Genomic DNA, 22,239 nt, shown 5'->3' with positions numbered 1-22,239 from the left:
GCCGTCCCCTTCCCCTAGACGAGCCTGGTGGCCGCGTTGCGGCGGCTGATGATGACGTTGACCAGGACGGCGGCGACGATGATGAGGCCGCGCACGACGTCCTGGAAGAACGAGTTGACGCCCAGCAGGACCAGGCCGTTGCTGATCACGGTGATGAAGACGACGCCGAGGAGGGTGCCCAGCAGCGAGCCCCGTCCGCCGGCCAGGGCGGTGCCGCCGATGACGACGGCGGCGATCACGTCGAACTCCAGGCCGGCTGCCGCGCCGCCGTTGCCCGAGCCCAGGCGGGCGGCCAGGAGCACGCCGGTGATGGCGGCCAGCAGGCCGGTGGTGGCGAACAGCAGCACGCGGACGCGGTTGACGTTGAGCCCGGCCAGGCGGGCGGCCGCGGCGTTGCCGCCGATGGCGAAGACGGTGCGGCCGTAGGCGGTGTACTTGGCGAGGTAGGCGAAGACGCCGAACAGCACCAGCATCACGATCGCCGCGGTGGGGATGCCCAGGATCGAGCCGCCCAGGACGTCGAAGACGGCGCTCTCGGGCAGCGGCACCGGCAGGGCGTCGGTCATGTACAGGGCCAGACCGCCCAGCACGCTCCACAGCCCCAGGGTGGCGATGAAGGAGGGGACGTTGAAGCGGGCGCGCAGCCAGCCCGCCAGGGCGCCCCACGCGAAGCCGAGGGCCAGGGTGAGGACGATGGCGCCGCCCACCCCCAGGCCCCATTCGGCCGATCCCTTGGCCACGATGACCGAGGCGAAGGCCACGGCCGGGCCGATGCTGATGTCGATCTCGCCGGAGATGATGACCAGGGTGACGCCCCAGGCGGCGATGCCGATCATCGCGGCGTTGCGCAGCAGGCCGAGTTGGTTGTCAACGCTGAGGAAGCCACCGGCGGTGGAGCCCAGGACGATGTAGAGCAGGACGATCGCGGCGAGCAGCCCGATCTCGTTGAGGCGGTGGCCGTACCGGGCGAGGAAGCCCGAGGAGGCGGTGTTCGCCGGTGGCGTGGGTGCGGTGGTGGTTGTCATTGGTTCCTCGCCGGTCACGCCGCCATCGCGGCGGCCATGATGGTGTCCAGGGTGATGTCGGCGCCGGTGAACTCGCCCGCGAGCCGACCGGCTCGCATGGTGAGGACCCGGTCGCAGACCAGGGGCAGTTCCTCCAGCTCGCTGGAGACGAACAGCACGGCCGCGCCTTCGGCGGCGAGTTCGCGCACGATGCGGTAGATCTGCGCCTTGGCCTCGACGTTGACGCCGCGGGTGGGCTCGTCGAGGAGCAGGATGCGGCTCTGCGCGTGCAGCCAGCGGCCGATGACGGCCTTCTGCTGGTTGCCGCCGCTGAGGTTGACGATGGGGGTGTCGGGGCGGGCGGTCTTGATGGACAGCCGTTCGATCAGGCCGCGGCCGATGCCGTTGACCCGGGCGGGACTGACGGTCCCGGCGGTGGACGCGCCCTTGAACCAGGTGAGCACCATGTTCTCCGAGACGCCCAGGAGCGGGACGACCCCTTCCCCCTTGCGGTCCTCGGGGGTGATGCCCACGCCGAGGCGCTTCATCACGGCGGGGGTGGGACAGGTGACGCGTTGGCCGTCAACGGTGATGCTGCCGGCGCCGGCGGGCAGGAACCCGCTGATGGCGCGCAGGAGTTCGGTGCGTCCCGACCCCATGAGGCCGCCCAGCCCCAGGACCTCGCCCCGGTAGAGGTCGAAGGAGACGTCCTCCAGTTTGGGCGGGACCGACAGCCCGCGCACCGACAGCAGCGGCGTGGCCGAACGGTCCACGTCGGCCTCGGTGCGCTCGGGCACCTCGTCGGCGGCCTCGCCCAGCATCAGGGAGACGATGCGGGCGGTGGTGGCCCCGGCGACGTCGGTGGTCTCCACGACCGCGCCGTCGCGCATGACGGTGACGGTGTCGGCCACGCGGCGGATCTCGTCGAGGCGGTGGCTGACGTAGATGACGCCGACGCCGCGCCCCGCGATGCGGGTGACCGCCGCCAGGACGATGTCGGCCTCGCCGGCGGCCAGGGCGCTGGTGGGCTCGTCGAGGATGAGCAGGCGCGGTCGGGCCCGGAACGCGCGGGCGATCTCGACGAGCTGCTGGCGGGCCAGCGGCAGGTCGGCGACGATCGCGTCGGGGTCGATGTCCAGGCCGAGCTCGGCGAAGACCTCGCGGGCCTCGGCGCGCATCCGGGGGTAGTCCACGCGTCCGGCGGTGCGCGGCCACACGCCCAGGAACAGGTTCTCGGCGGCGGAGATCTGCGGGACCAGGCTCAGTTCCTGGTAGACGGTGCCCACGCCCAGTTCGGTGGCGCGGCGCACCCCGCCGTCGCCCAGGGGTGAGCCGCCGACCTCCACGGTTCCGCTGTCGGGGGTCTCCACGCCCGACAGCAGCCGGATCAGGGTGGACTTGCCGGCGCCGTTACGGCCCAGCAGGGCGCGGACCTCTCCGGCGCGGACCTCGAAGTCGGCCGCGTCCAGGGCGCGCACGCCCGGGTAGGTCTTGGTCGCCCGCCGCGTCGCGGCCACGACCGGTCGGTCATCGCTCATGGGGACTCCGTAGCTGAAAGGACGGTGGGACGGGGCTGGTGTGCGGGCCCGGGGTTACGGGATGCCGTCGGGGTGGGTGTCGAGCCACTCCTGGGCCTGCTCGCCGGTGCTGTAGAGCTCGATGGGCGCGTTGACGACGAACTCCTCGGGCTCGCGGCCGGCGATGACGTCCTCGGCGATGCCCGCGGCCATGCGGCCCACGGTGATCCCGGAGATGTTGACGTTGGCCTTGAGGATGGTGTTGTCGACGAGGGCGCGGGCGGCGTCGGTGGACATGTCGCTGCCGAAGACGACGACCTGGCCGGACTTGCCGCCGCCGCGCACCGCGCGGACCGCGCCCATGGTGGCGCCGCCGGCCTCGCCGTAGAAGGCGTCGAGGTCGGGGTGGGCGGTGAGCAGGCGCTCGCCGACGTTGACGGCCTCGTCGATGGTGGCGCCCTGCTGGTTGGCGACGATCTCGGCGTCGGGCAGCTCGGCGAACAGCGCCTCCTCGAAGCCTTCGCGGCGCTGCTTGCAGACCTCGGCGAACTCGCAGTTGAGGACGGCGATCTTGGGGGCGTCCACGCCCTCGGCGGCGAAGTGCTCGGCGGCGGCCGCGCCCAGGAGGCGGCCGAACTCGTGCGGGTCGCCCAGGATGTAGGCGGTGACGTACTCCCGGGCCGCTTCGTCCTCGATGCACGTGTTGTAGCAGATCACGGGGATGCCGCTCTCGTGGGCGAGGCGCACCGCGGGGATGGAGGCGGTGGCCGAGACCGGCGAGAGGACGAGGGCGTCAACCTTGGCGGAGCTGGCGGTGTCAACGAACGTGCTCTCCTCGGAGGCGTCGCCCTGGGCGTTGAGCTCCAGCAGTTGCAGGCTGCGGCCGGACTCGTCGGCCTGGTCCTGCATCCCCTTGCGGACTCCGGCGTAGTAGCCCTGGGCGTCCATGTAGACGACGCCGATGCGTCCGTCCTCACCGAGCTTGGCGTCGCAGCCCGCGATCAGTACCGCGCACATGGCCGCCGCGAGCGCGGCGACGGCGCGCCGCGAACGTGTCCCCATCGAACCTCCTTGACCCGTGCCGACCGGCTGACCTGTGCGGACGACCTCGATGACTGACAGAGAGCATGCCACTGTGATGCGCGTTACGTCAATATTAAATACTAATTAATGAATTAATACGACGATTGGCGGCAGGCTGCGGCCCCGCACGACCGCCCCGGCGGAGATCGCAGCACATTGGTCACACCTTTGGAGTCCCGGACCGGGACGGCGGGAGCCGATCCATCGAATCCACAGCTCGTCCTCACCGCCACGCCTGACGTACCGCGCAAGCGGCTCGACGTGCGCGGCCCGCATGGCCGCTTCGAGGACGGCCCACCCCTTCCCGGCCGCGCGGTCGAGCTGCAACGAGGGGCGCCGCCACCTCCGAGGACGCCGGCGTGCGGACCCTGGCCGCCGACACCTCGCAAGCCGCGGAGGCAATCGAATCGCTGCTTTTCGAACCCACCGCCGCCATCGGGGGCCACGGTCGCGACGACACCGCGAAACCGCCTGATGGGGTGACCTTGTGCCGGAGCGCTACCGCAGCATCATCGACGCCCACGTGATCCTGCCGCGAGGAGACGAGATCCTCCTGCTGGAGCGGCAGCACACCGGCCACTGCGACAAAATGCTGCACCTGCCCTCCGGCCACCTCGACGAGAGCGAGCCGATCCCGCACGGCGCGGCCAGGGAGGTCCGGGAAGAGGTCGGGGTGGATATCGACCCGGCCGACCTGTCCCTGATCGCCGTCGTGCACCGCCGACAGCGCGAGGACCTTGCCCGCGTCGGCATAACCAGCCCCGCGTGCGCGGGGAGCACTGGGTCGCAGGCGACCCCTTCGACGTGATCAGGGGACCATCCCCGCGTGCGCGGGGAGCACTTCTTTCCGATTTTCGCCCAGCGGGCTTGACTGGGACCATCCCCGCGTGCGCGGGGAGCACCCTGGCAGGCACGGCGAGCAGTTTGTGGTTGGGGGACCATCCCCGCGTGCGCGGGGAGCACGGCCTGACCACAGGCCGCGACCCTCCCCCGAACGGACCATCCCCGCGTGCGCGGGGAGCACTCATCGAAAGCCCAGCTCTGGCCGGTGTCGGCGGGACCATCCCCGCGTGCGCGGGGAGCACCAACTGATCCACGCCCCCTACACCGGCGCACGCGGGACCATCCCCGCGTGCGCGGGGAGCACCCACCGCGCCCCCGCCGCGGCCCGCGACCTGGCCCAGATCCTGGCCGGGGGACCATCCCCGCGTGCGCGGGGAGCACGACCGCGATCCAGATCCCGGAGCTGGCGCCCGGGGACCATCCCCGCGTGCGCGGGGAGCACCTGCGTGAGGGTCAGGGCAGGTTTCCCGCCGCGGGACCATCCCCGCGTGCGCGGGGAGCACGTCCGCAATCGCCCCCGTGGAATTCATGTCCGAGGACCATCCCCGCGTGCGCGGGGAGCACTCTTGTTGACCTGGGACTCTACCAGTGGGTAACCGTCTTTTCATTCACTTGTCGAGAAAAGAACCTTTCACCCAAAAAGCCTTATCGCACCTATCGGCCGCATACAGCAACAGACCGACCAGACCGCGCCGTCAGCGCCCCCGGAGCGAGGCGGGCGAAGCGGCCAGGGCGCCTTCGGGGCAGCTGCCGCATAGATTCCCTTTGGCCGGAACCGGGGCGCTCCCCAAGCGCGCCGACGGCCTTCGCGAACCACCAGGACAGCGGTTTCCCAAGCGAATTGAGGTCGGCGCCGAACCGGATGATCGTGAACCCGAAAAAACGGCCCACAGCGGCCCGACGGGACGGCCGGGCGCGTTCCGCGCAGCCCGGGACGACGGGGGCCACCGCAGCCGCTCACCTCGGAACGACCCCGCGTACTGCCCCGAAGCGCCTCGGCCATCCCGAGAAAACGGGCCCGAATTGACCGGAGGAAAAGAATTCCGCGGCGAAACGCACGTGGTGCACCAATACGGAAATGCCGTTCCCCGAACCGCCGCCAGGACCGCTCCGGAATTTCATCGGCCGCTGCGGGGCCATTGCCCGAAGACGATTTTCCCAAAAAACACCCGCCCAAGGGCCGTCGATCACGCGTTGCGCCCCTGAGGCCGGATGGTTGGCGTCGGGAGAGGTCGGCCACTGCCAGGCCGTCGCCTCTCAGGGCCGGGGCGAGCGATCAGCAGCCCGGCCGTGCGGTCGAGGGGGACTTCCGTGCCCGAGGGGGTCGCCGCAGGCGGCGCACCGCGCTTCGCAAAGGGGGACCGTCCAGAGCGGACGACCACGGGAGGAGGGTTCCAGCCACCTCTCTCCACTCTCAACTTATAGCGCACCCGGGGGCTTGCGGCAAGACCCGGGGCAGGGCGCACAATCGTCGATCGTGACCAGAACCCACGAGACGGGAAACGACGTGAACACCCTCGCCACCAGCGCGTTCGACCTTCCCGACCACCTCTCGCCCAAGGCCGCCCCGGCCCTGATCGCCGGCGACCAGCAGCACTTCGCGGCCATCGCGGCGAGCCTCGAACAGGCGATCACCGACCTGTCCGAACGTCTCGACGCCAGACGCAGCGCGCCCGTCGGCAAGGGCCGGGAGGTCATGGACCGGGACATGGAGATCCACCGGATGGCCGGCCGCCTGCGCGCGCTGCGCCGCTTCGGCCTGGACCTGTGCCTGGGACGCATCGTCGGCGCGGACGACCCCGAACCCGTATACATCGGACGGCTCGGTCTCACCGACGGCGAGGGGCGCCGGCTGCTCCTCGACTGGCGCTCCCCGGCGGCCGAACCGTTCTTCGCGGCCACTCACGCCAACCCGATGGGGCTGACGAGCCGCCGCAGGTACCGCTGGACGCGCGGCCGGATCAGCGACTACTGGGACGAGGTGTTCACCACGGACGGGTTCGAGGGGCACGCCGCCCTCGACGACCAGTCCGCCTTCATCGCGAGCCTCGGCGGCAACCGGTCGGCCCGGATGCGCGACGTGCTCGGCACCATCCAGGCCGACCAGGACGCCATCATCCGTGCGGGCTCCCGGGGCGCTCTCGTCGTCGACGGCGGCCCGGGGACGGGCAAGACCGTCGTCGCCCTGCACCGCACCGCCCACCTCCTCTACTCCGACCCCCGCCTCCGCCACCAGCGAAGCGGCGTGCTGTTCGTCGGCCCGCACCAGCCCTACCTGGCCTACGTCTCCGACGTCCTCCCCAGCCTCGGGGAGGAGGGCGTGCAGACCTGCACCCTGCGGGACCTCGTCCCCGAGGGGGCCTCCGCAGCGGTCGAGACCGACCCGGACGTGGCCCTGCTGAAGTCGTCCGGGGACCTGGTGAAGGCGATCGAGGAGGCCGTCAGGTTCTACGAACAGCCGCCCACCGAGGGGATGACGGTCACGACGGACTGGGCCGACATCTGGCTGGGCGCCGAGGACTGGGCCGAGGCGTTCGACGCACTCGACCCCGGCATCGCGCACAACGAGGCGCGCGAACAGCTCCTGGAGGAGCTGCTCACGATCCTGGTGGACAAGCACGACGGCGACGACGAGATCCGACCCGACCTGATCCGGAGGTCGCTGCTGCGGGACACGGAACTGGTCACGGCGCTCAACCGCGCGTGGCCGCTGATCGAGGCGACCGACCTCGTCGGGGACCTGTGGTCGGTCCCCGCCTACCTGCGCAAGTGCGCCCCTTGGCTCGGCATCGACGACATCGGGAAACTCCAGCGCGAGGACGCCCAGGCGTGGACGGTGTCCGACCTGCCGCTCCTGGACGCGGCGCACCAGCGCCTCGGCGACCCGCACGCGGCACGACGCAGGCGTCGGTACAACGCCTCCGCAGCAGCCGAACGCGAGCGGATGTCGGGCGTCATCGACAACCTGCTCCAGGCCGACGACGACGGCGAAGGGGTGGTGACGATGCTGCACGGACAGGACCTGCGCGACAGCCTGGTCAACGAGAGCGCGCTGCCCGGCACCGATCCGGACCTGCTCGCCGGCCCGTTCGCGCACATCGTCGTGGACGAGGCCCAGGAACTGACCGACGCGGAGTGGCAGATGCTGCTGCTGCGCTGCCCGTCCCGGAGCTTCACGATCGTCGGGGACCGCGCCCAGGCCAGGCACGGGTTCACGGAGTCGTGGGAGGAGCGGCTCCGGCGGATCGGCCTCGACCGGATCGCGTCGGCCTCCCTGAGCATCAACTACCGGACGCCGTCGGAGGTCATGGCCCGGGCCGAACCGGTCATCCGGGCGGTCCTCCCCGACGCCAACGTGCCGACCTCCATCCGCAGCAGCGGCGTCCCCGTCGTGCACGGACGCGCCTTTGAACTGGGCGCGGTCCTCGACGCCTGGCTCGCCGAGCACACCGACGGGACAGCCTGCGTCATCGGTGATCCCGCGTTCCGGGCGACGCCTCGTGTCCGGTCGCTGACCCCGGGCCTGGCGAAGGGGTTGGAGTTCGATCTGGTCGTCCTCGTGGACCCGGAGGCGTTCGGCGGGGGTGTCGAAGGGGCGGTGGACCGTTATGTCGCGATGACCCGGGCGACCCGGCAGCTCGTCGTCCTCACGAGTTCCTGACGTCGGCCGCGACACCGTGATCGCCGGTCCCGTTTTTCTGCCGGAAATCATCCGGCCCGGAAAACGCCCGCAACGCGAGAACGCATTTCCTCACGACAAAAGGAAATTCCCCGTTCCGCCGCGCCGATCGGAAAGGGCGGGGCGGTTCCGGCCGTGAATCGTGTGCGCGTCCCCTTCCCGAAAAGGACGCGCCACCGCCACTGGGAGGGGCCGCCCGCCCTCGGCCGGCGGCGATGCCCCGTCTCCAGGGGGCGGCTCAAGACCCGCTCTTGTCCGGGCGCGGGCGGCCCCGATCCGGATGATTTCGGCGGCTCCACCGCGAAACAGAGAAATGAACAAACTTCACTCCCTCGCGGAAAGTATGCTATGGATACTTCTGGATCTTCTCCTCCTCAGACTCGTCCACCGAGGCATGGGAAAGCGCCGCCCCCGTCCATCCGCGAAGCCCTGTTCCCGAACGGCTTCCACGGTTGAGGTGAAGGGCGCCGCTGACGGACTCCCGCCGCTTCCGGGATCCACCGCACATGCCGACGCTGTTCTCAGCCATGCCGGCTTTCTACCCGGTCGGCGAGAAACCCGGTTCTGGGGCTTCGCGGGTCAACGACGTGGCAACGGCTGCTCCTGCCGTTGTCGTTGTCGCCGTATCCCGTGGAGAAGTCCGTCCAGGAGCACACCGACGAACCGGGGGGCCACTCCCCCGCACACACAAGAAAGGGTTCTCGTGCATCCGCTGTTGTCCGTCCCGCTGGCCTACCGGTTGATGTTGATATCAGCCGGTCCCCGCGCCGCACTCGTCCACCGTGGCGGCGCGTTCGCAGTCGTGCCCGCACACGAGGTCGATCCTGCGGGAGCGTCGTGGACGGTGGAGGACCTCCTCTCCATCGGTGTCGGCGCACTCACCGTGGAACTGGTGGCGTAGTCCTCTGCTTACCGATATTCGCCGATGGGGTTCGGTGCCGGCCACGGGCCGGTACGCACGCGTCACTTTCCGAGCGGGTCCCGGGACCCGCGACGGCAGACCCCATTGGCGCCTTCGACCGACGCACCCCGCAGCGACGAAGAACCGGACGCCACCGGTGGTCCGCTCACTGCGGCCCCGCCCAGGGTCCGGCTGTTGATCGGTCCGTGCAGCCGCCTCTGCGAACAGGGCGGCCGCCACAACGCACCGACGGGAAAACACCCGTCGCCCGCTCTGCCGCCGGAGAATACCCCGGCAGGCCGCTTTGCCCTCTCCCGCGCAACCCCGGTCCGGCCTGTTCTCCTGCCTCCTCCTCGGGCACCGGAGAACCGAAGCGCCCCTGTCAACGCCTGACCGGGCGGTGGCCCGACCTCCCCACGAGCACCGGACGGACTCTGCGGGCGGGGCCCCGACGGTCCGCCGTCAGGGCCCCGGTCACCCTCGATGCCCCGCATCGGCCCGGGACCGTGTGGTGGGGACCGTTCAGACCGCGCCGAAGGCCACACTGCCCGGCGAGTGCTGGAGGTCGTGGCCGTAGATGAACTCCCGGGCCGAGCGGATGAACTCCTGGCGGCTGATGCGGCCGTCGCCGTCGGTGTCCATGACCGTGAACCGCTCCATCGCGTCGGGCGTCTCGGCTCCGAGGCGCTTCAGGAGCTGAGCGAACTCGTTCCTGTCGATCTCGTTGTCGCCGTCGGAGTCGAGAATGTCGAAGACGGCGTGCGGCAGGCCCTCGATCATGTTGAACCGGCTGGTGTCGAACGAGGCCGCGCGCAGGGCGGCGATGAACTGCTCCCGGGTCAGGCGCTCGGCGCCGTCCGCGTGACGCAGCAGCTCCATCCACAGCATCTGGTAGCAGGCGGTGAGCGCCCGGGCCCGACGATCGTTCTTGCCGATGCCCTGGTCGGAGAGGTAGCGGTCGGTGAGGCGCTGGTAGTCGGCCCACTCGACGTATCCGTCGCCGTCGGTGTCGAAGGCGTCGAAGAGGCGACCGTACTTGACGGCGGCCGGGTCGATGGAGGCTGTGGTCATGGTGCATCCCGTCGGATTCGGAACGGGCCGTCCCCGTTCACTCACAGTGAGCGATTATTCAATGGCCCATGACCATGACCAGGGGTTTTCCTACGCACGGCGCGTCATGGTCATGGACGACCATGACGCCCTATTCGGTCCGCGTCGCGACAAAGGCGGAACCCGCGGAATGTCCTCGACTCACTCCGAGGCGGAATCGGCTCCCGGCCCGTCCTCGCGTTCGCGGGGCTCACTGCTTGAGGACGCGCTCGGCCTGATCGAGGTCCGGTCCATCCCCGCGTGCGCGGGGCTCACCCCCGTCAGAAGTCAAAGCCGCCAATGAAAAACGGTCCATCCCCGCGTGCGCGGGGCTCACGCCGCAGCAACCACCTCCGCCGCCCCCCGCTCCGGTCCATCCCCGCGTGTGAGAGACCTTAATCAGGGGCGGCGTCCATCGCGGGCGTCGCCTCTTCGCATGTCAGACCCCCTGGCCGTGACCTGCACCGATCGGGCGAGTTGGGCGGGCTGGGGGTTGCGGTGTGACATCTGACGACACCGAAAGACACCGAAAGTCAGCGTGAGACATCCAGAGTCATTTTTCCCGGGCCATGCACGGGCCACGACCCGGGCCCGAACCGGCCTACCATCCGGGCTTTGAGCGCTGGTAACGCGACGTTCGGGGATATTGGCCCGTGGCGATTCGATACCGCCTCGGGCCGGTTGGGGTCGTCCGGGCATTCCCCGGTCACCGGCTGGGGTGGTGCGGTGGCGGCGGTGAGGGTGGCGGGATCTGGACGGGCGCGCGCGTCGTGGCGGGAGGATCGGGGGCCGCAAGCTGGTTGGCGCAAGGGCGGGGGCGTGCCCCCTGCCCCGGTATTTGAGCCCTGGCCCCCGATCCTTAGGGCCCCGCCGCGACGTGTGCGAGTGGACAGATCCGGCCACCCGACCGTGCTGGGCTGCGGGTCGGGGCGGGTGCCGGCCACGCGGTGGTGCTCCCGCGGAATCGGGATGGGCCCTTGGCGGGGCTGGAGGTGTGGGGCGTGGCGCAGGCCGTCATCCGCTCCGGGCGGTGCGGGGCAAGAAGCTGGGCGACCCCCGCAGGGGCCGCCCCTGGGGGCTAAGCGGCCTGGGCGTGGGGGGTGAGGTGGTCCTCGATGAAGCGCTCGACGTGGGGGCGGACCCAGGTGGGCAGGGCGGCGTAGCGCTTGAGGCCCCGGATGACCTCGGCGGGGTCCTCGGAGGTGAGCAGCCACGCGGCTTCGTCGGCGGCGTCGAAGTAGAAGGCGTTCGTGGGCATTGGGGCTCCCCGCTGTAGGTTCGGGCTGGCGGGGCCGTCTCGAACCCTTTGGGGGTGCGGGGGGCAAGGTGGAGCACTCCACGACTGAACGACCTTGACCCCCGCACCCCCAAAGGGTTAGGCATTCATGAGTCAGCCGGGGCCGGGCGGGGGGCGCGGGCGAACGGGGTCCACGACGGGGGCAGGAGCGGCGCGACCACCGGTGGGGCGGGTCGGCGCTTGAGGGTACGAGGGGTTCACGCGCGGGCGGGCGGCGCGGGCCCCGGCCACGCGCGGAGGGTGAGCCGGGCGCGGCACGGGAGGGCGCGGAGGTCACGCGACCGGGCCGAGCGCGAGCACCCGACGAAGTCGGGCGCGCAGCGCGCTGTGTCCGGGGAGCGGGGCCGACTTGCGTCCCGGTGGGTGCACGCAACGGCGCGGCCCGTCCGCGCGTAGCGCGGGCGGGCCGTGTCGGTCTTGACCTGTTAGGGAATCCCCTCACACACCCAAACCCCACCGGCCTCGGCGTCGGATGCGTGACGTGTCCCCTATGCGGTGTCGCCGGTGGCGTCCTCCTCGTTCCACAGCTCCCGCACCGTCACGTCCAGTGCTCGGGCGATGCGCACGACCATGACGAACGACGGGACGACCTGGCCGCGTTCAATGCTGCTCAAGTGAGAGTTCTTGGTGCCTATGGCGGCGCTGAGGTAGTACAGGCTCAGCTTCTTGTCGGTGCGTACCCGCCGGATGGCCGCACCCAACTGGAGACAAACGGAGTCAGAAACCGCGCGTCGCGCGTCGTCGGTGATGTCATTCATCGGGGCTGTCCTGTTCTACGGTGTCGCGCATGGCGTAGAGCTTCGCGCTCTGGCGGGGCGTCCTCAACGGAGTACGGACGGCATCGAGCTTCGCGCGGACCTCCTGGTAGGTCAGCCCGGTCACGGCCATGAGGTCGGCCACGCTCCACCCCGCGCGGTACCACTTGCGTGGTGTGCCGGGTGAGTCTGAGGCGCGAGGATACGCTGCTTGGTCGCTCATGTTGCCCTGACCTCGTGGTGGATGGGCAGGGGGATCTCGTCAATGTCGGGGGCTCCCAACGCGGCGATGACATGACGCAAGGACGCCGCTGGCCAGTGCATGAGCACGGTTTTGCCCGCCTGGGTGGTGGCGATGACCGCTCGGGGGGTGTAGGCGCTGAGGAGTTCGGCCACACCGGGGGCAGGATCGGCGCTGCGGGTGAGATAGGGCAAAGCCCGTGCCAGCGCTCCGCCGGTGGCCAACGCTTCGTCAAGGCAGGTGGCCACGTCGGCGGGACAGTGGGCGTGCCCCTCCTCGATGGCGGCGATGGTCTCCACGCGGATCACGGCCATGACCGACAGATCACGCCTGCTCAGGTCGGCGCGCTCTCGCCAGTGGCGCAGCTCCGCCCCGAACCAATCGCGGAAATCAGGATGGGTGCGGGGGCGTGGGGGGCTGTGGGGAAGAAACGACAAAACACGGCTTTCTATGAATCAGGGGGCAACGGAAAATCCAGCACGGCACGGGGTGTAGTGCTGGGTGTCCCGGTGAGAAGGCAGCAACGGCGTCCGCCCGGACATCAGTGCCTTCTCACCGGGGGTAGTGGTGGGTCCCGCGCGGCGCTCGCACATCTGCGCTGTGGGCTGCTCGCGCGGGACCCCTTCCCGGTGCGGTACCACCGTGGGGGCTTGTCCCTCCCCAAACCCTCACGGTGTGCTTGCGACCGCTACCGGGGGTTCAGAGGGGCGTATGGGGGGACGGTGGGCTTCCAGTAGCGCCACTCACGGTCGCGCTGGGGCAACGCCGGACGCGGGCGCGGGGTCTGGGCCTGGGTACGCAGTTCCGCGCACAGTTCCTCGACCGATCCCGCGCACACCAGGTACGCCAACCCGCTCGGCCAGTGGGTTTCCTTCAGCACCGCGACCACCTCGGGCACACCCACCGCCGCGTGGAGTTCGCAGATCTCGTAGGCGGGGAACTCCGCGCGTGCCAGACAGAGATCGGCGGTAGGGGTCAGGCTGTACACGGCCGCCCCCGGGCCAGGATCAACGCCTCGGTTTCGGGGGCTCCGACCACCCATTCCAGGGTGAAGAACACACCTTGCTTATGGGACATGGTGCCCCAGTCGGTGGACATCGCCGCGACCAGGAACAACCCGCGTCCGTGCTCGGCGTCCTCAACGGGGGTGCGTACCCGGGGGCGGTTCAACACATCACGCGGACTGCGGTTCTTCACCTCCACCCGCACCCTGCCCGCGTCCACGCGCACCTCGACCCCGTAGGACGAACCCGGATCGCCGCTGTGGGTGTGGCAAATCGCGTTGGTCGCCAGCTCACTGACCAACAACTCAGCGGTCTGACCCACCTCACGAGGAACCACCGCCTCAGGGGCGATGGCCAGGGCCGCGACGACGAAGCGCCGCACCTCGGCCACACTGCCGGGAATCCCGGGAAACGCCGCCGCGCACACCGTCATCACAACACCCCGCCATTCACCCGACGCACATACGGGCGCACCCGGCCCGCTGTTCGCGCATACGGACGTTGGGGGGTGAGTCGGGCACTAACCTTGTCCATGAGTCTCCACCTGGCCTATCCAGTCGTGGGGGCTTAAGGCCCTGCCTGGCGTCGGAAGCGCTGGTCAGGGCCGTTTGCGTTCAAAAATTCATAACCTGCAAACACTTTGCGGCCGATAACATCTGAATATTTCGGGCGCACTTCATCGTTGCATCGCACAAGGCTTCGATTCCAACTATCCCCATGATCTGCGTTAACTTAGTTATCGCCCTATACATAAGCGATAAAAATTGGATACAGTCAGATGCATGACGGTAGAACCTGATGGCAGGGATAGTCAGTTCGGGGAAACTGTTCGTCGGCTGCGTCGCCAAGCTGGGATTTCACAAGCCATGCTCGGCACTCCTGTACGAATGAGACAGGGTGCGATCAGCGATGCAGAACTGGGGAAAGTTCGGATATCCGAACATCAAGCCCGGGGCATGGACGAAGTTCTGGGCACTGGGGAAAAACTCGCAAATCTATGGAAAAGCCTTTATGAGGGCTGGCAACCGCCCGAAGGGTACAGGCGCGTATCTGAGATGGAGCGTCGCGCATATCAGATCTTGGACTACCAAAGCCTGGTAGTAACCGGACTCCTCCAGACCGAAAACTACGCACGCGCTACCTTCCGCGCGGGAAATCGAACCGCTCGAAAATCTCACCTCGAATCACAGGTGAGCGATCGAATGGCACGCCATTCCATTCTTGCTGAAACCGATGCGCCATATCTTGTTGCGGTGATTGACGAGCACGTACTTCGCGGTCGCTTTGGCAGCCCGGAAATAATGCGTGATCAACTAGACCACCTTGCCAAGGTCTCTACCTGGGAGCGGGCCGAAGTCGTGATCGTGCCTGCTACCGTATGGAACCCGCCCGGCGTCGATGGATCGTTTCGGCTGATCAGAGTACCGGAAGCTATGGTGCTTTTTCGCGAAACCGGGGCAAGTGGAGATGTGATCATTGACCCTGAGATCATTGACGAGCACGTTGCACTCATGGGCGACCTTCGTACCGTCGCACTCCCACCAGACCAATCACGAAACCTGATCCAACAAATAAAGGAAGAATACCAGTGAATTTTTACCAAGAATGGAAGAAATCCAGCTATAGCAAGGGAGAAGCAAATTGCGTTGAGTTCTCCGGAAACGCCGATTGTATATTGATGCGCGATACACAGAATCGGAGCCTTGGGCATGTGGGGGTTTCGGTTGAGGCGTGGGGCGCGTTCCTCGCCGAGGTGAAGGCCGGACGCGTGTAGCCGCATGGCGGGTAACGATAACCCTCGGGGTTTTTCTCCGGGGGTTATCGCATGCAGGGCCTGTAGGGGTGTCGGCTAATTTTTCAGAATTTCATAAAAGAGCCCATTTTTACATAGAGACACTAAGCGAGGGTACCGCTATCGACGACGTTGACACAGTAGACGACTACACCCAGGTGTCCGGTGGCCTCCTCGGGGTGACACTGCCTGCGGTGGCATCGCGGAAGTTGATCGAAGAGATTGAGCCGTTTCCAACCTGATGGCGCTGGCCGCGTGTTGGACGGATCCACGGAACGACGAAGCTCCCGGTAGACGGGTTCACGACCAAGATCCGCCGCCTGCCAGGAGCTTCGCGTGCTTGTCTACCCGTCACCGACCTGTCCGGTCACACCCTGCGTTACCTGACCGGACGACTCGCTGTGCGGCCGTGGAGAGACCAGGACCCGGTGGCAGCGCCTCCCCCCGGCCCTCAGACTCTCCCCGCCCTGGTCCACCTGCGGTGCGGTGACACCTACGCCCAACTCGCCGCCGGGTTCGAAATCGGTATCGCGACCCCATACCACTACATACGCCAAGCCCTCAACCTGCCGGCCGCCCTCACGCCCACCCCGGCCGAGGCGATACACATCGCGAAGACCAAGGCGTTCGTGATCCTGCACGGCACTCCGCTGCCGATCGACCGGATCGCCGCCGACCCCCCGCACCACTCAGGCAAGCACAAACGTCACGGCATGAACGTCCAGGCCCTCACCGACCCGTCCGGCCGCCTGCTGCGGACCTCGCCCGCGCTTTTCGGATCCACCCACGCCCCCGATCGCCGCCCGCACCCACGGCATCGTCAACGCACTCACCGACGCCGACCTCACGTGCTGGGCCGACAAGGCGTACCAGGGTGCCAGCGGCCCCATCCGGGTGCCCTTCCTATACCGCCGCCTTAAGCGGAGGCCGCGCCGAAACAACAGCACACACGCCAAGACCCGACACCCCGGCGAACAGGCCATGGCCCCCTGAAGGGCTCGCGTCTCCCACGGAAGCTCCACTGCAGCACCACCCGCATCACAGCCATCATCCAGGCCATCCTCGTCCTTCATCACGCGTCAACGTGAGATTGGAAAAGGCTCCGTGATCCCACACTTTGCCGACACTCAGGCGACTGGAGACTCACCACAGCGTGTGCAGCGGCTCGGCCTGGGTGGCTCCCGAAGCCGTTGAAGCTTCAGCCTGGTTGGTGCCGGAATGCGCTCGCTGCCACGCATCCAACACCTCAGAAGCGAGACGGCCTCGGGGCGGGACTTCAAGGCCATTCGCTCGGGCCCAAGCGCGAATTTCTCCAGTGGATGAACCCGGCACCTTGGGGCGTTGAACAGACGCTTTCCCTGTGGTTTCACATGTCGTCGTGCTGACAACACGCAAACTCGGATGGAGGGCAGCAATCGTGTCTGCTGGAAGGGCAGCAAGCTCCTTGGGCTCCATCTTGTGGAGCCCGCCACCATAGACCCTTCCGCCCCCCCGCAACTCCTCAGCGGTCAGAGCCAGAAGGGCTTCATGTACCAGCTTGATTCGTTCCGGATCCTCGGCCAGGTATTCCTCCAGAGGCCCGGTCGGATACAGCATGAGATACATGTTGGTAGCGACAGCCTTGGAGTGATTTCGAATGAAACGAAGCGGATGCTTCTCATCCTTTCCACGCCCCATGTATGTCAGGAGAAATGGCGCTGCTTCGCGCTGCTCCTGCTTATACCAAGGAGACCTCTTACTAACGAGGTAACCTCCAGTGACCTTATCGTCTGCACTCTCTAGGTATTTCGCCAATGCAGGATTCTCGTCATGCAGTCGATCCAGAGGGAGCGGACAATCCAGGAGTGCCAGCTGTTCCGGGAGCTCCGGCCAGCCGCAGTCATCGTCTTCAACGGCGTCCACTTTGAGCTTTCGAGGGCTGGGCAGAATGGGACGAAGAAACCTATTCTGGATGCCGATCAGCTCCGCATCCTCACGCGGCATGATGAAGAATGTGTTCGACCCGGTTGCAAGCCCTCTACGGATCTTAAAGAAGTCGGATAGCGTCGGCCCTGACCGTCGGCTTACCGTAGCGCCGTTAATTTGGCGCGACCACTTACCCGTCACACTCAAGCTAGAAACGTCAATACTGTGGGATATTTTCGGACTGGCAAGCGGCCCTCCGAAAGAAAACTCGGCCACAGTTTCAGAGTTGGGGGGTGCGTTTCGGAAAACGACGATAGTGGAAGTCACAAGCGCATCATCAAATTGCACCTCGGAGGCGCCATACTGATGGACCCTGAGCAACTGCACCTTCTTCGTCAGGTACTCCTTAAGCGCCTTCCCGTAATTAACGTCCATGAATTCACTCGGAATGAGCCAAGCCGAGACCGCACCTGGCGCCAGCAACCTGTGGCTGAGCATTACGAAGTGCAGGTAAAGGCCAGACAAGCCAGAAGGCTTGATGCCGACCTGTGCAGCGCAGGCTTCAACCAGTTCACGCTTCCTATCCGAAGCGATGTGATGGTGTCGCACATAGGGTGGATTCGCTACGAGAAGCGAGGCTGCATAGTCACGGACCGTGTGGGGAGAGGTGAAATCTCCCTCAATTACCTGCAGCCCATAATCACCCCAGAGCTGAGAAGCGGCCTTCGCAAAGCGCGGATCCAGTTCGACGCCCACCGCCTGCTGCAGGCGCTTTTCGCCAATATCTCGCACCAAGGCAGAAAAGAAGGAGCCAGAGCCACAGGATGGCTCCAGGAAGGAAATATCTTCCCCTTCATGCAACTGAAGCACGTACCGAATAATCTCAGATGCCAGAGACGGCGGGGTAGCAAATTGGCCCCATTGATTGCGGTCGAGAAGCGTCCGCTCTCCGTCGAGGGAGATTTGCAGGCCAATCCTACTATCCTCTTTTTCACCCCACTGGCTATACACCCGCAGCCTCCAAGTCGTCAATCCTGTGCTCCCATACCCAATCTAGACCCTCAGCGGCAGAGTACCCCAGATACCCTGCATTGAAATATCCGCAAAGGAAAAGCAACAGAGAAGCGTCATTTCCATATCGCTGCTGGAGCTGCCGAATTTTATGAGATTCTTCTTTTCTCCGCTTATTCGTGTTCGTGAAGTCGCCAGCCGATTTTGCCTCTATCAGAACAGGCAAGCGGTGACTCTTGGGGGAATGTGGCTGAATGACGACGTCTACCGGGATCTTAACCGAATAGTCCTCACCAACAACCAGAATCTGACGGAAGGAAAAAGTTCCCGGCTCCATGTCCGTAATATGCAGCGCCAAGGGATGCTGTTTCTTAGTATACCCGCGAGCGCTGAGCCAATCCTCAATCAGGGCCAGCTGCCTTCGCTCCTGCGCATTCCGAACAATAGGGTCTGCAATGGAGCCACAAAGGCGGTCTGCGACGACCGTAGCTGCGAGCTCCCGCTGACCCGGGGTGGCTTCTCCGCCGATTCGGCACCACTTAAACAGGTCCAAGTCCAGAAGGTCACTGATTACGGAGCACATCCTGGACAGATACGCGTTCGCCTCTTCTGGTTTCATCTTGGAAGGGAATTTTCCCTCCTTCTCCATCTTCTCCAGAAGAGTCTTATTCCCGTCAGATAGCCCGACTAGCCGGTCTTTCGCGAGAGGGGGAGACGTACTCATACGCAGGGCAGAAATAATTTTTGGGTGCGCCTTCAGCAAATCAGGCGTAATGGCGGCCATATTAGCCGTCCAGTCGAATGCTTTCTCGACTTCGTCAATGGTATGTTGGCGTGTGTCGCGATACGCTTTGGGGGCCGCATCGAGAAACCACTCGTTGTAGAGACGAACGGAAGCCTGAGTGTCCTCGCTCCAGCGGTACGGCTTGTCGGCATTGATCACGCAGAATGCACCTTTTGGGTATTTTTGAGCAGTTGCGGCTACCAGTTGCAGGCATAGCTTACGGAAGCAGCCTTGGCGTGTGTGCCGCTTGGGCCCTAGAAGCAACACCAGCTGGAGCTATGGTGATTCCATGGTCACGACACATCTCGTCATCCTCGGTGAGCGCACCGCTTTGCGCTGGGTCCTGACCGAGCAGCGGATGGCCTTCCCCGCAGGACGGACACCGAAAGCTCAACCGGTACGCCAGGATGATCAAGTGATGCTATACACGACGCGGGGATGCTTCGCAAACCCTACGCGCGATGTTGGTCGTGTCATCGGTCTTGGGCGAGTGACGACCTCGGTAGGCGTCCTACAGGACCCGGTACGGTTCGGCGAGCGCGAGTTCACTGCGGGTTTCCAGTTCGAAATGCAAGGTCTTGCCCCCTACCGGCACGGGCTAGACCTTCGACAGCTGGTGCCACAACTTGATGTCTTTCCAAATTCTCGCGGGTGGGCCATAACGCTCCGGCGTACCACACTTGCGCTTCCTCCTCAGGACGCGGGGCTGCTGCAGAAGGAACTTCAACCGTACCTCCGGCCCTATACCGAAGCTATTGGCAGTTACGAGCACCTGCCTACCGGCAAGCAGTGACTGGCAAGGCGGCGATACCACAAGTGCCAGCGTGGGGAGACCGGGACCCGGTGGCGGCGCCCGGCCCTCAGGCTCTCCCCGTCCTGGCCCACCTGCGATGCGGTGACACCTACGCCCAACTCGCCGCCGGGTTCGAAATCGGTATCGCGACCCCATACCACTACATACGCCAAGACCCGCCGCCCCGGCGAACAGGCCATTGCCCCCTGAAGGGCTCGCGTCTCCCACGGAAGCTCCACTGCAGCACCACCCGCATCACAGCCATCATCCAGGCCATCCTCGTCCTTCACCACGCGTCAGCGTGAGATTGGAAAAGGCTCATTCAAGGAGAGTTTTCATGAGCACCGACCTGTCCTGGCACAAGTCCAGCTACAGCAATCAGACTGGCGGCGAGTGTGTGGCGGTCGCGGAGACTGCGGATGCGGTGTTCGTGCGTGACACGCAGAACCGGGGCCTTGGGCATGTGGGGGTTTCGGTTGAGGCGTGGGGCGCGTTCCTCGCCGAGGTGAAGTCCGGTCGTCTGTAGCCTTCTCCCCTAGGTTTCGGTCACCCCCTTTCGCGTGCCGGGAGGGGGTTTGTTCATGCCTGGAGCCGGTTGGGTGCGCTCTTTTTGAGGCACGGATGACTAAGGATGGACACGGATGCGCACGGATGACACACCCTTGCGTGATTTGGTCACAAAATAATCTCGCAGTTTCGTCGTTTTCCTTCAGACTTGTTCCGGACGTTTGTTCGTTTTGGGACGGGTGGTGTGTGTGGATTCGGTGGAAGCGGCGTTGTTCGATCGGGTAGGCGGGGCCGACTATGGCCAGTGGCGATCCCAGGTGGAGCGGGCGCGGTTTTGTACCCGTCCGGTGCGGGTGAGCGGGTCGGCGGCAGCACTGGACAACGCCACGGGTGAGGTCAAGGCCCGGTTCGCAACGGCTGATCAGCCCGACGGGACGCTTCTGCTGGCGTGTGGGGATCGGCGCGCTTCGGTGTGTGGTCCGTGTGCGGAGGTGTACCGGCGCGACATGTGGCACCTGGTGGCCTCGGGGCTGGCGGGGCGGTTGGGGCCGTCGTCCTCGGCCGATTCGAAAGAGGGTGGTTCGCGTCAGGCGGGGGTGGTGCCGGAGTCGGTGCGCACGCATCCGCGTTTGTTCGTGACGTTGACGGCTCCGAGTTTTGGGGCGGTGCATGGTGCGCGGGGAGCGGCCTGCCGGCCGCGCTCCGGTAGGGCTCGTTCCTGTGTTCATGGGCGGCCGGCTGGCTGCGGTCTGGTCCACGCCCAGGATCACCCGGTGGTGGGCTCGCCCATCTGCGCGGACTGCTACGACTACACCGGCCAAGTCCTGTGGAACTCTTCGGTGAGTGAGTTGTGGCGGCGGACCCGGATCGCCATTGATCGGGCGCTGGCTCCGGCCGCCTCGATGGTGTTGGGGCGGCATGTGTCGGTGCGCGCCGCGCGCGACGTGATCCGCGCGTCGTATGTGAAGGTGGCCGAATTCCAGCGGCGCGGCGTGGTTCATCTGCACGTGGTCATCCGCCTGGACGGGGTTGACCCAAGTGACCGGTCACGGTTGGCGGTTCCCCCGGCTTGGGCCACCACAGACGTGCTGTCGGCGGCGGTGGAATCCGCGGTGACATCGGCGTCTTTGGCGTTGCCGTCTCCGGATGGGCGGCTTCGTGTCGCGGAGTGGGGTGTTCAGCGGGATCTGACCGATGTCTCCGAAGGGGGACCGGTGGGCGACTCGCGGCGGGTGGCGGCGTATCTGGCGAAGTACTCGACGAAGACGGCCAGTGATTCGGTGGGGTCGTCGATCGCGCTTGCGCGGCGGTTGCGCGAGTTGCGTATGGACGCGTTGCGCGCGCAGGTGGGGCCGCATCTGGCGCGGCTGGTGGAAACCGCCTGGGATCTGGGTGGGCGTGCGGAGCTGGCGGATTTGAAGCTGCGTTCGTGGGCGCACACCCTCGGTTTCCAAGGGCATTTCGCGACCAAGAGCAAGGTTTACAGCCTCACGCTGGGTGCGCTTCGCCGGGCGCGGCGGACCTGGCGTGCGCAGCAGCGCGCCGACGCCGGTGAGGCCGACGTGTGGGCTCTGGGGGTGCCGGTGGAGGGCGAAGACACCGAGAACGCCTCAACGGTCATCGTGTCGGCGTGGCGGTATGCGGGCCGAGGTTACGCGCGCTCGGCCGACACCTTGTTGGTGGAGATGATGGCGCGCGAACGCGCTACCGCCATCGAGGAATACCGGGATTTGTTGCGGCGGGAGAAAGAGATCTCCTATTGGGCGCTCACCGCGTAAACCCCAACGCGGTAGCATAAAGAAAAGTCTTTCGCGCGAATGTGCGGCGATTCAATCAGTGGCCGGTGGCCGCATTCCTGCGTGCGCCATTGGAAGAGAAGAATTGCGCGCGAAGCGCGTCGATTGGTCGCACGTGGAGCGGCGACAGGGGCGGGCCGGGGGCGAAGGGGCCGCCGCCGACCTCAGCGTTTCTTGTCAAGGGATTTTCGCGGATTGCGGTTGAAAGTGTTGTCCACATCCGGTCGCGGATACGTGG

At 66.4% G+C, this 22,239-nt stretch carries 20 protein-coding genes, 3 pseudogenes and 1 CRISPR repeat array; of the genes and pseudogenes, 11 read left to right on the top strand and 12 right to left on the bottom strand.

The genetic code is table 11. The annotated features are described in order from the left end of the window. Window positions 1–14: 14 nt before the first annotated feature. The 3 genes from AC0VYP_RS10510 to AC0VYP_RS10500 are packed head-to-tail and all read right to left on the bottom strand — an operon-like array spanning window position 15 to window position 3,583. Window positions 15–1,025, bottom strand: coding sequence for an ABC transporter permease (locus tag AC0VYP_RS10510; protein WP_285761522.1), 1,011 nt, complete (start codon window positions 1,023–1,025; stop codon window positions 15–17). 14 nt (window positions 1,026–1,039) lie between these two features. Next, on the bottom strand, window positions 1,040–2,542 hold the full coding sequence (locus tag AC0VYP_RS10505; protein ID WP_475473747.1) for a sugar ABC transporter ATP-binding protein: 1,503 nt from the start codon (window positions 2,540–2,542) through the stop codon (window positions 1,040–1,042). Between the two features lie 54 nt (window positions 2,543–2,596). Continuing rightward, on the bottom strand, window positions 2,597–3,583 hold the full coding sequence (locus AC0VYP_RS10500) for a substrate-binding domain-containing protein (RefSeq protein WP_475473746.1): 987 nt from the start codon (window positions 3,581–3,583) through the stop codon (window positions 2,597–2,599). A gap of 508 nt (window positions 3,584–4,091) precedes the next feature. Here AC0VYP_RS10500 and AC0VYP_RS10495 point away from each other — a divergent pair. The 3 genes and pseudogenes from AC0VYP_RS10495 to AC0VYP_RS10485 form a co-directional block, all read left to right on the top strand. Beyond that, window positions 4,092–4,322 (top strand): annotated as a pseudogene (locus tag AC0VYP_RS10495) (NUDIX domain-containing protein); the annotation flags it as partial. A 33-nt stretch (window positions 4,323–4,355) separates the two neighbouring features. Then, window positions 4,356–5,011: a CRISPR direct-repeat array (repeat unit 29 nt; unit sequence GGGACCATCCCCGCGTGCGCGGGGAGCAC). Window positions 5,012–5,954: 943 nt separating this feature from the next. Continuing rightward, window positions 5,955–8,108, top strand: coding sequence for an RNA polymerase recycling motor ATPase HelR (helR, locus tag AC0VYP_RS10490; RefSeq protein ID WP_475474220.1), 2,154 nt, complete (start codon window positions 5,955–5,957; stop codon window positions 8,106–8,108). Window positions 8,109–8,829: 721 nt separating this feature from the next. After that, a complete protein-coding gene (locus tag AC0VYP_RS10485; protein WP_285761531.1) occupies window positions 8,830–9,027 on the top strand; it encodes a hypothetical protein in 198 nt (65 codons plus the stop codon). A gap of 522 nt (window positions 9,028–9,549) precedes the next feature. Here AC0VYP_RS10485 and AC0VYP_RS10480 read toward each other — a convergent pair. The 7 genes from AC0VYP_RS10480 to AC0VYP_RS10450 form a co-directional block, all read right to left on the bottom strand. Then, window positions 9,550–10,098 carry an EF-hand domain-containing protein gene (locus tag AC0VYP_RS10480; protein WP_475473744.1) on the bottom strand — a complete coding sequence of 183 codons (549 nt, stop codon included), beginning with the start codon at window positions 10,096–10,098 and terminating at the stop codon, window positions 9,550–9,552. A gap of 1,096 nt (window positions 10,099–11,194) precedes the next feature. Further along, window positions 11,195–11,374 (bottom strand): hypothetical protein, encoded by a 180-nt coding sequence (locus tag AC0VYP_RS10475; RefSeq protein WP_475473742.1) that lies wholly within the window; start codon window positions 11,372–11,374, stop codon window positions 11,195–11,197. A 527-nt stretch (window positions 11,375–11,901) separates the two neighbouring features. Continuing rightward, window positions 11,902–12,171: a helix-turn-helix domain-containing protein gene (locus tag AC0VYP_RS10470; protein ID WP_475473741.1), complete on the bottom strand. Its 270-nt coding sequence runs from the start codon at window positions 12,169–12,171 to the stop codon at window positions 11,902–11,904. After that, a complete protein-coding gene (locus AC0VYP_RS10465) occupies window positions 12,164–12,391 on the bottom strand; it encodes a hypothetical protein (RefSeq protein WP_475473739.1) in 228 nt (75 codons plus the stop codon). Before AC0VYP_RS10465 ends, AC0VYP_RS10470 begins: the two co-directional genes overlap by 8 nt. Then, complete coding sequence (locus AC0VYP_RS10460; protein ID WP_475473738.1) at window positions 12,388–12,846, bottom strand: helix-turn-helix domain-containing protein; 459 nt, start codon at window positions 12,844–12,846, stop codon at window positions 12,388–12,390. Before AC0VYP_RS10460 ends, AC0VYP_RS10465 begins: the two co-directional genes overlap by 4 nt. Window positions 12,847–13,097: 251 nt before the next feature. Then, window positions 13,098–13,397, bottom strand: coding sequence for a hypothetical protein (locus AC0VYP_RS10455; RefSeq protein WP_475473737.1), 300 nt, complete (start codon window positions 13,395–13,397; stop codon window positions 13,098–13,100). After that, complete coding sequence (locus AC0VYP_RS10450) at window positions 13,385–13,846, bottom strand: ATP-binding protein (protein ID WP_475473735.1); 462 nt, start codon at window positions 13,844–13,846, stop codon at window positions 13,385–13,387. Before AC0VYP_RS10450 ends, AC0VYP_RS10455 begins: the two co-directional genes overlap by 13 nt. A 349-nt stretch (window positions 13,847–14,195) precedes the next feature. Here AC0VYP_RS10450 and AC0VYP_RS10445 point away from each other — a divergent pair, with 349 nt between their 5' ends. From AC0VYP_RS10445 to AC0VYP_RS10430, 4 genes and pseudogenes are all read left to right on the top strand, one after another. After that, window positions 14,196–15,005, top strand: coding sequence for a helix-turn-helix domain-containing protein (locus AC0VYP_RS10445; protein WP_475473733.1), 810 nt, complete (start codon window positions 14,196–14,198; stop codon window positions 15,003–15,005). Continuing rightward, a complete protein-coding gene (locus tag AC0VYP_RS10440) occupies window positions 15,002–15,187 on the top strand; it encodes a DUF397 domain-containing protein (RefSeq protein ID WP_475473731.1) in 186 nt (61 codons plus the stop codon). Before AC0VYP_RS10445 ends, AC0VYP_RS10440 begins: the two co-directional genes overlap by 4 nt. After that, the gene (locus AC0VYP_RS10435) at window positions 15,145–15,447 is read left to right on the top strand and encodes a Scr1 family TA system antitoxin-like transcriptional regulator (protein WP_475473730.1); all 303 of its coding nucleotides are present in this window, start codon (window positions 15,145–15,147) and stop codon (window positions 15,445–15,447) included. The genes AC0VYP_RS10440 and AC0VYP_RS10435 overlap by 43 nt, the downstream gene beginning before the upstream one ends. A 78-nt stretch (window positions 15,448–15,525) precedes the next feature. Continuing rightward, window positions 15,526–16,293, top strand: a pseudogene (locus tag AC0VYP_RS10430) (transposase family protein). Between the two features lie 55 nt (window positions 16,294–16,348). Here AC0VYP_RS10430 and AC0VYP_RS10425 read toward each other — a convergent pair. Both AC0VYP_RS10425 and AC0VYP_RS10420 read right to left on the bottom strand, forming a co-directional pair. Continuing rightward, window positions 16,349–18,121: an Lsr2 family DNA-binding protein gene (locus AC0VYP_RS10425; RefSeq protein WP_475473728.1), complete on the bottom strand. Its 1,773-nt coding sequence runs from the start codon at window positions 18,119–18,121 to the stop codon at window positions 16,349–16,351. After that, the gene (locus AC0VYP_RS10420) at window positions 18,114–19,064 is read right to left on the bottom strand and encodes a XamI family restriction endonuclease (protein WP_475473727.1); all 951 of its coding nucleotides are present in this window, start codon (window positions 19,062–19,064) and stop codon (window positions 18,114–18,116) included. Before AC0VYP_RS10420 ends, AC0VYP_RS10425 begins: the two co-directional genes overlap by 8 nt. A 130-nt stretch (window positions 19,065–19,194) precedes the next feature. On the opposite strand from AC0VYP_RS10420, the gene AC0VYP_RS10415 reads away from it, so the two are divergent. The 4 genes and pseudogenes from AC0VYP_RS10415 to AC0VYP_RS10400 all read left to right on the top strand — a co-directional run bounded on the left by AC0VYP_RS10415 (window position 19,195) and on the right by AC0VYP_RS10400 (window position 21,983). Next, on the top strand, window positions 19,195–19,698 hold the full coding sequence (locus tag AC0VYP_RS10415) for a hypothetical protein (RefSeq protein ID WP_475473726.1): 504 nt from the start codon (window positions 19,195–19,197) through the stop codon (window positions 19,696–19,698). A 30-nt stretch (window positions 19,699–19,728) separates the two neighbouring features. Next, a pseudogene (locus AC0VYP_RS10410) lies at window positions 19,729–19,865 on the top strand (helix-turn-helix domain-containing protein); the annotation flags it as partial. Window positions 19,866–20,035: 170 nt separating this feature from the next. Further along, window positions 20,036–20,224, top strand: a complete 189-nt coding sequence (locus AC0VYP_RS10405) for a DUF397 domain-containing protein (RefSeq protein WP_475473725.1) — start codon at window positions 20,036–20,038, stop codon at window positions 20,222–20,224. 220 nt (window positions 20,225–20,444) lie between these two features. Beyond that, entirely contained in the window at window positions 20,445–21,983 is a 1,539-nt protein-coding gene (locus tag AC0VYP_RS10400) for a replication initiator (RefSeq protein ID WP_475474218.1), read from the top strand. Window positions 21,984–22,239: the final 256 nt, after the last annotated feature.

Source organism: Nocardiopsis sp. iso_186 (assembly GCF_056173365.1).
Note: the sequence above shows the minus strand (reverse complement) of the source record. Positions and strands in the feature narration are given on the sequence as shown.

Bases quoted from the DNA above. Each gene is read 5' to 3' on its own strand.
- AC0VYP_RS10405 (WP_475473725.1), top strand. From the start codon at position 20,036: ATGAGCACCGACCTGTCCTGGCACAAGTCCAGCTACAGCAATCAGACT.
- AC0VYP_RS10510 (WP_285761522.1), bottom strand. From the start codon at position 1,025: ATGACAACCACCACCGCACCCACGCCACCGGCGAACACCGCCTCCTCG.
- AC0VYP_RS10500 (WP_475473746.1), bottom strand. From the start codon at position 3,583: ATGGGGACACGTTCGCGGCGCGCCGTCGCCGCGCTCGCGGCGGCCATG.
- AC0VYP_RS10480 (WP_475473744.1), bottom strand. From the start codon at position 10,098: ATGACCACAGCCTCCATCGACCCGGCCGCCGTCAAGTACGGTCGCCTC.
- AC0VYP_RS10465 (WP_475473739.1), bottom strand. From the start codon at position 12,391: ATGAGCGACCAAGCAGCGTATCCTCGCGCCTCAGACTCACCCGGCACA.
- AC0VYP_RS10475 (WP_475473742.1), bottom strand. From the start codon at position 11,374: ATGCCCACGAACGCCTTCTACTTCGACGCCGCCGACGAAGCCGCGTGG.
- AC0VYP_RS10445 (WP_475473733.1), top strand. From the start codon at position 14,196: ATGACGGTAGAACCTGATGGCAGGGATAGTCAGTTCGGGGAAACTGTT.
- AC0VYP_RS10505 (WP_475473747.1), bottom strand. From the start codon at position 2,542: ATGAGCGATGACCGACCGGTCGTGGCCGCGACGCGGCGGGCGACCAAG.
- AC0VYP_RS10415 (WP_475473726.1), top strand. From the start codon at position 19,195: ATGGTCACGACACATCTCGTCATCCTCGGTGAGCGCACCGCTTTGCGC.
- AC0VYP_RS10450 (WP_475473735.1), bottom strand. From the start codon at position 13,846: ATGACGGTGTGCGCGGCGGCGTTTCCCGGGATTCCCGGCAGTGTGGCC.
- AC0VYP_RS10470 (WP_475473741.1), bottom strand. From the start codon at position 12,171: ATGAATGACATCACCGACGACGCGCGACGCGCGGTTTCTGACTCCGTT.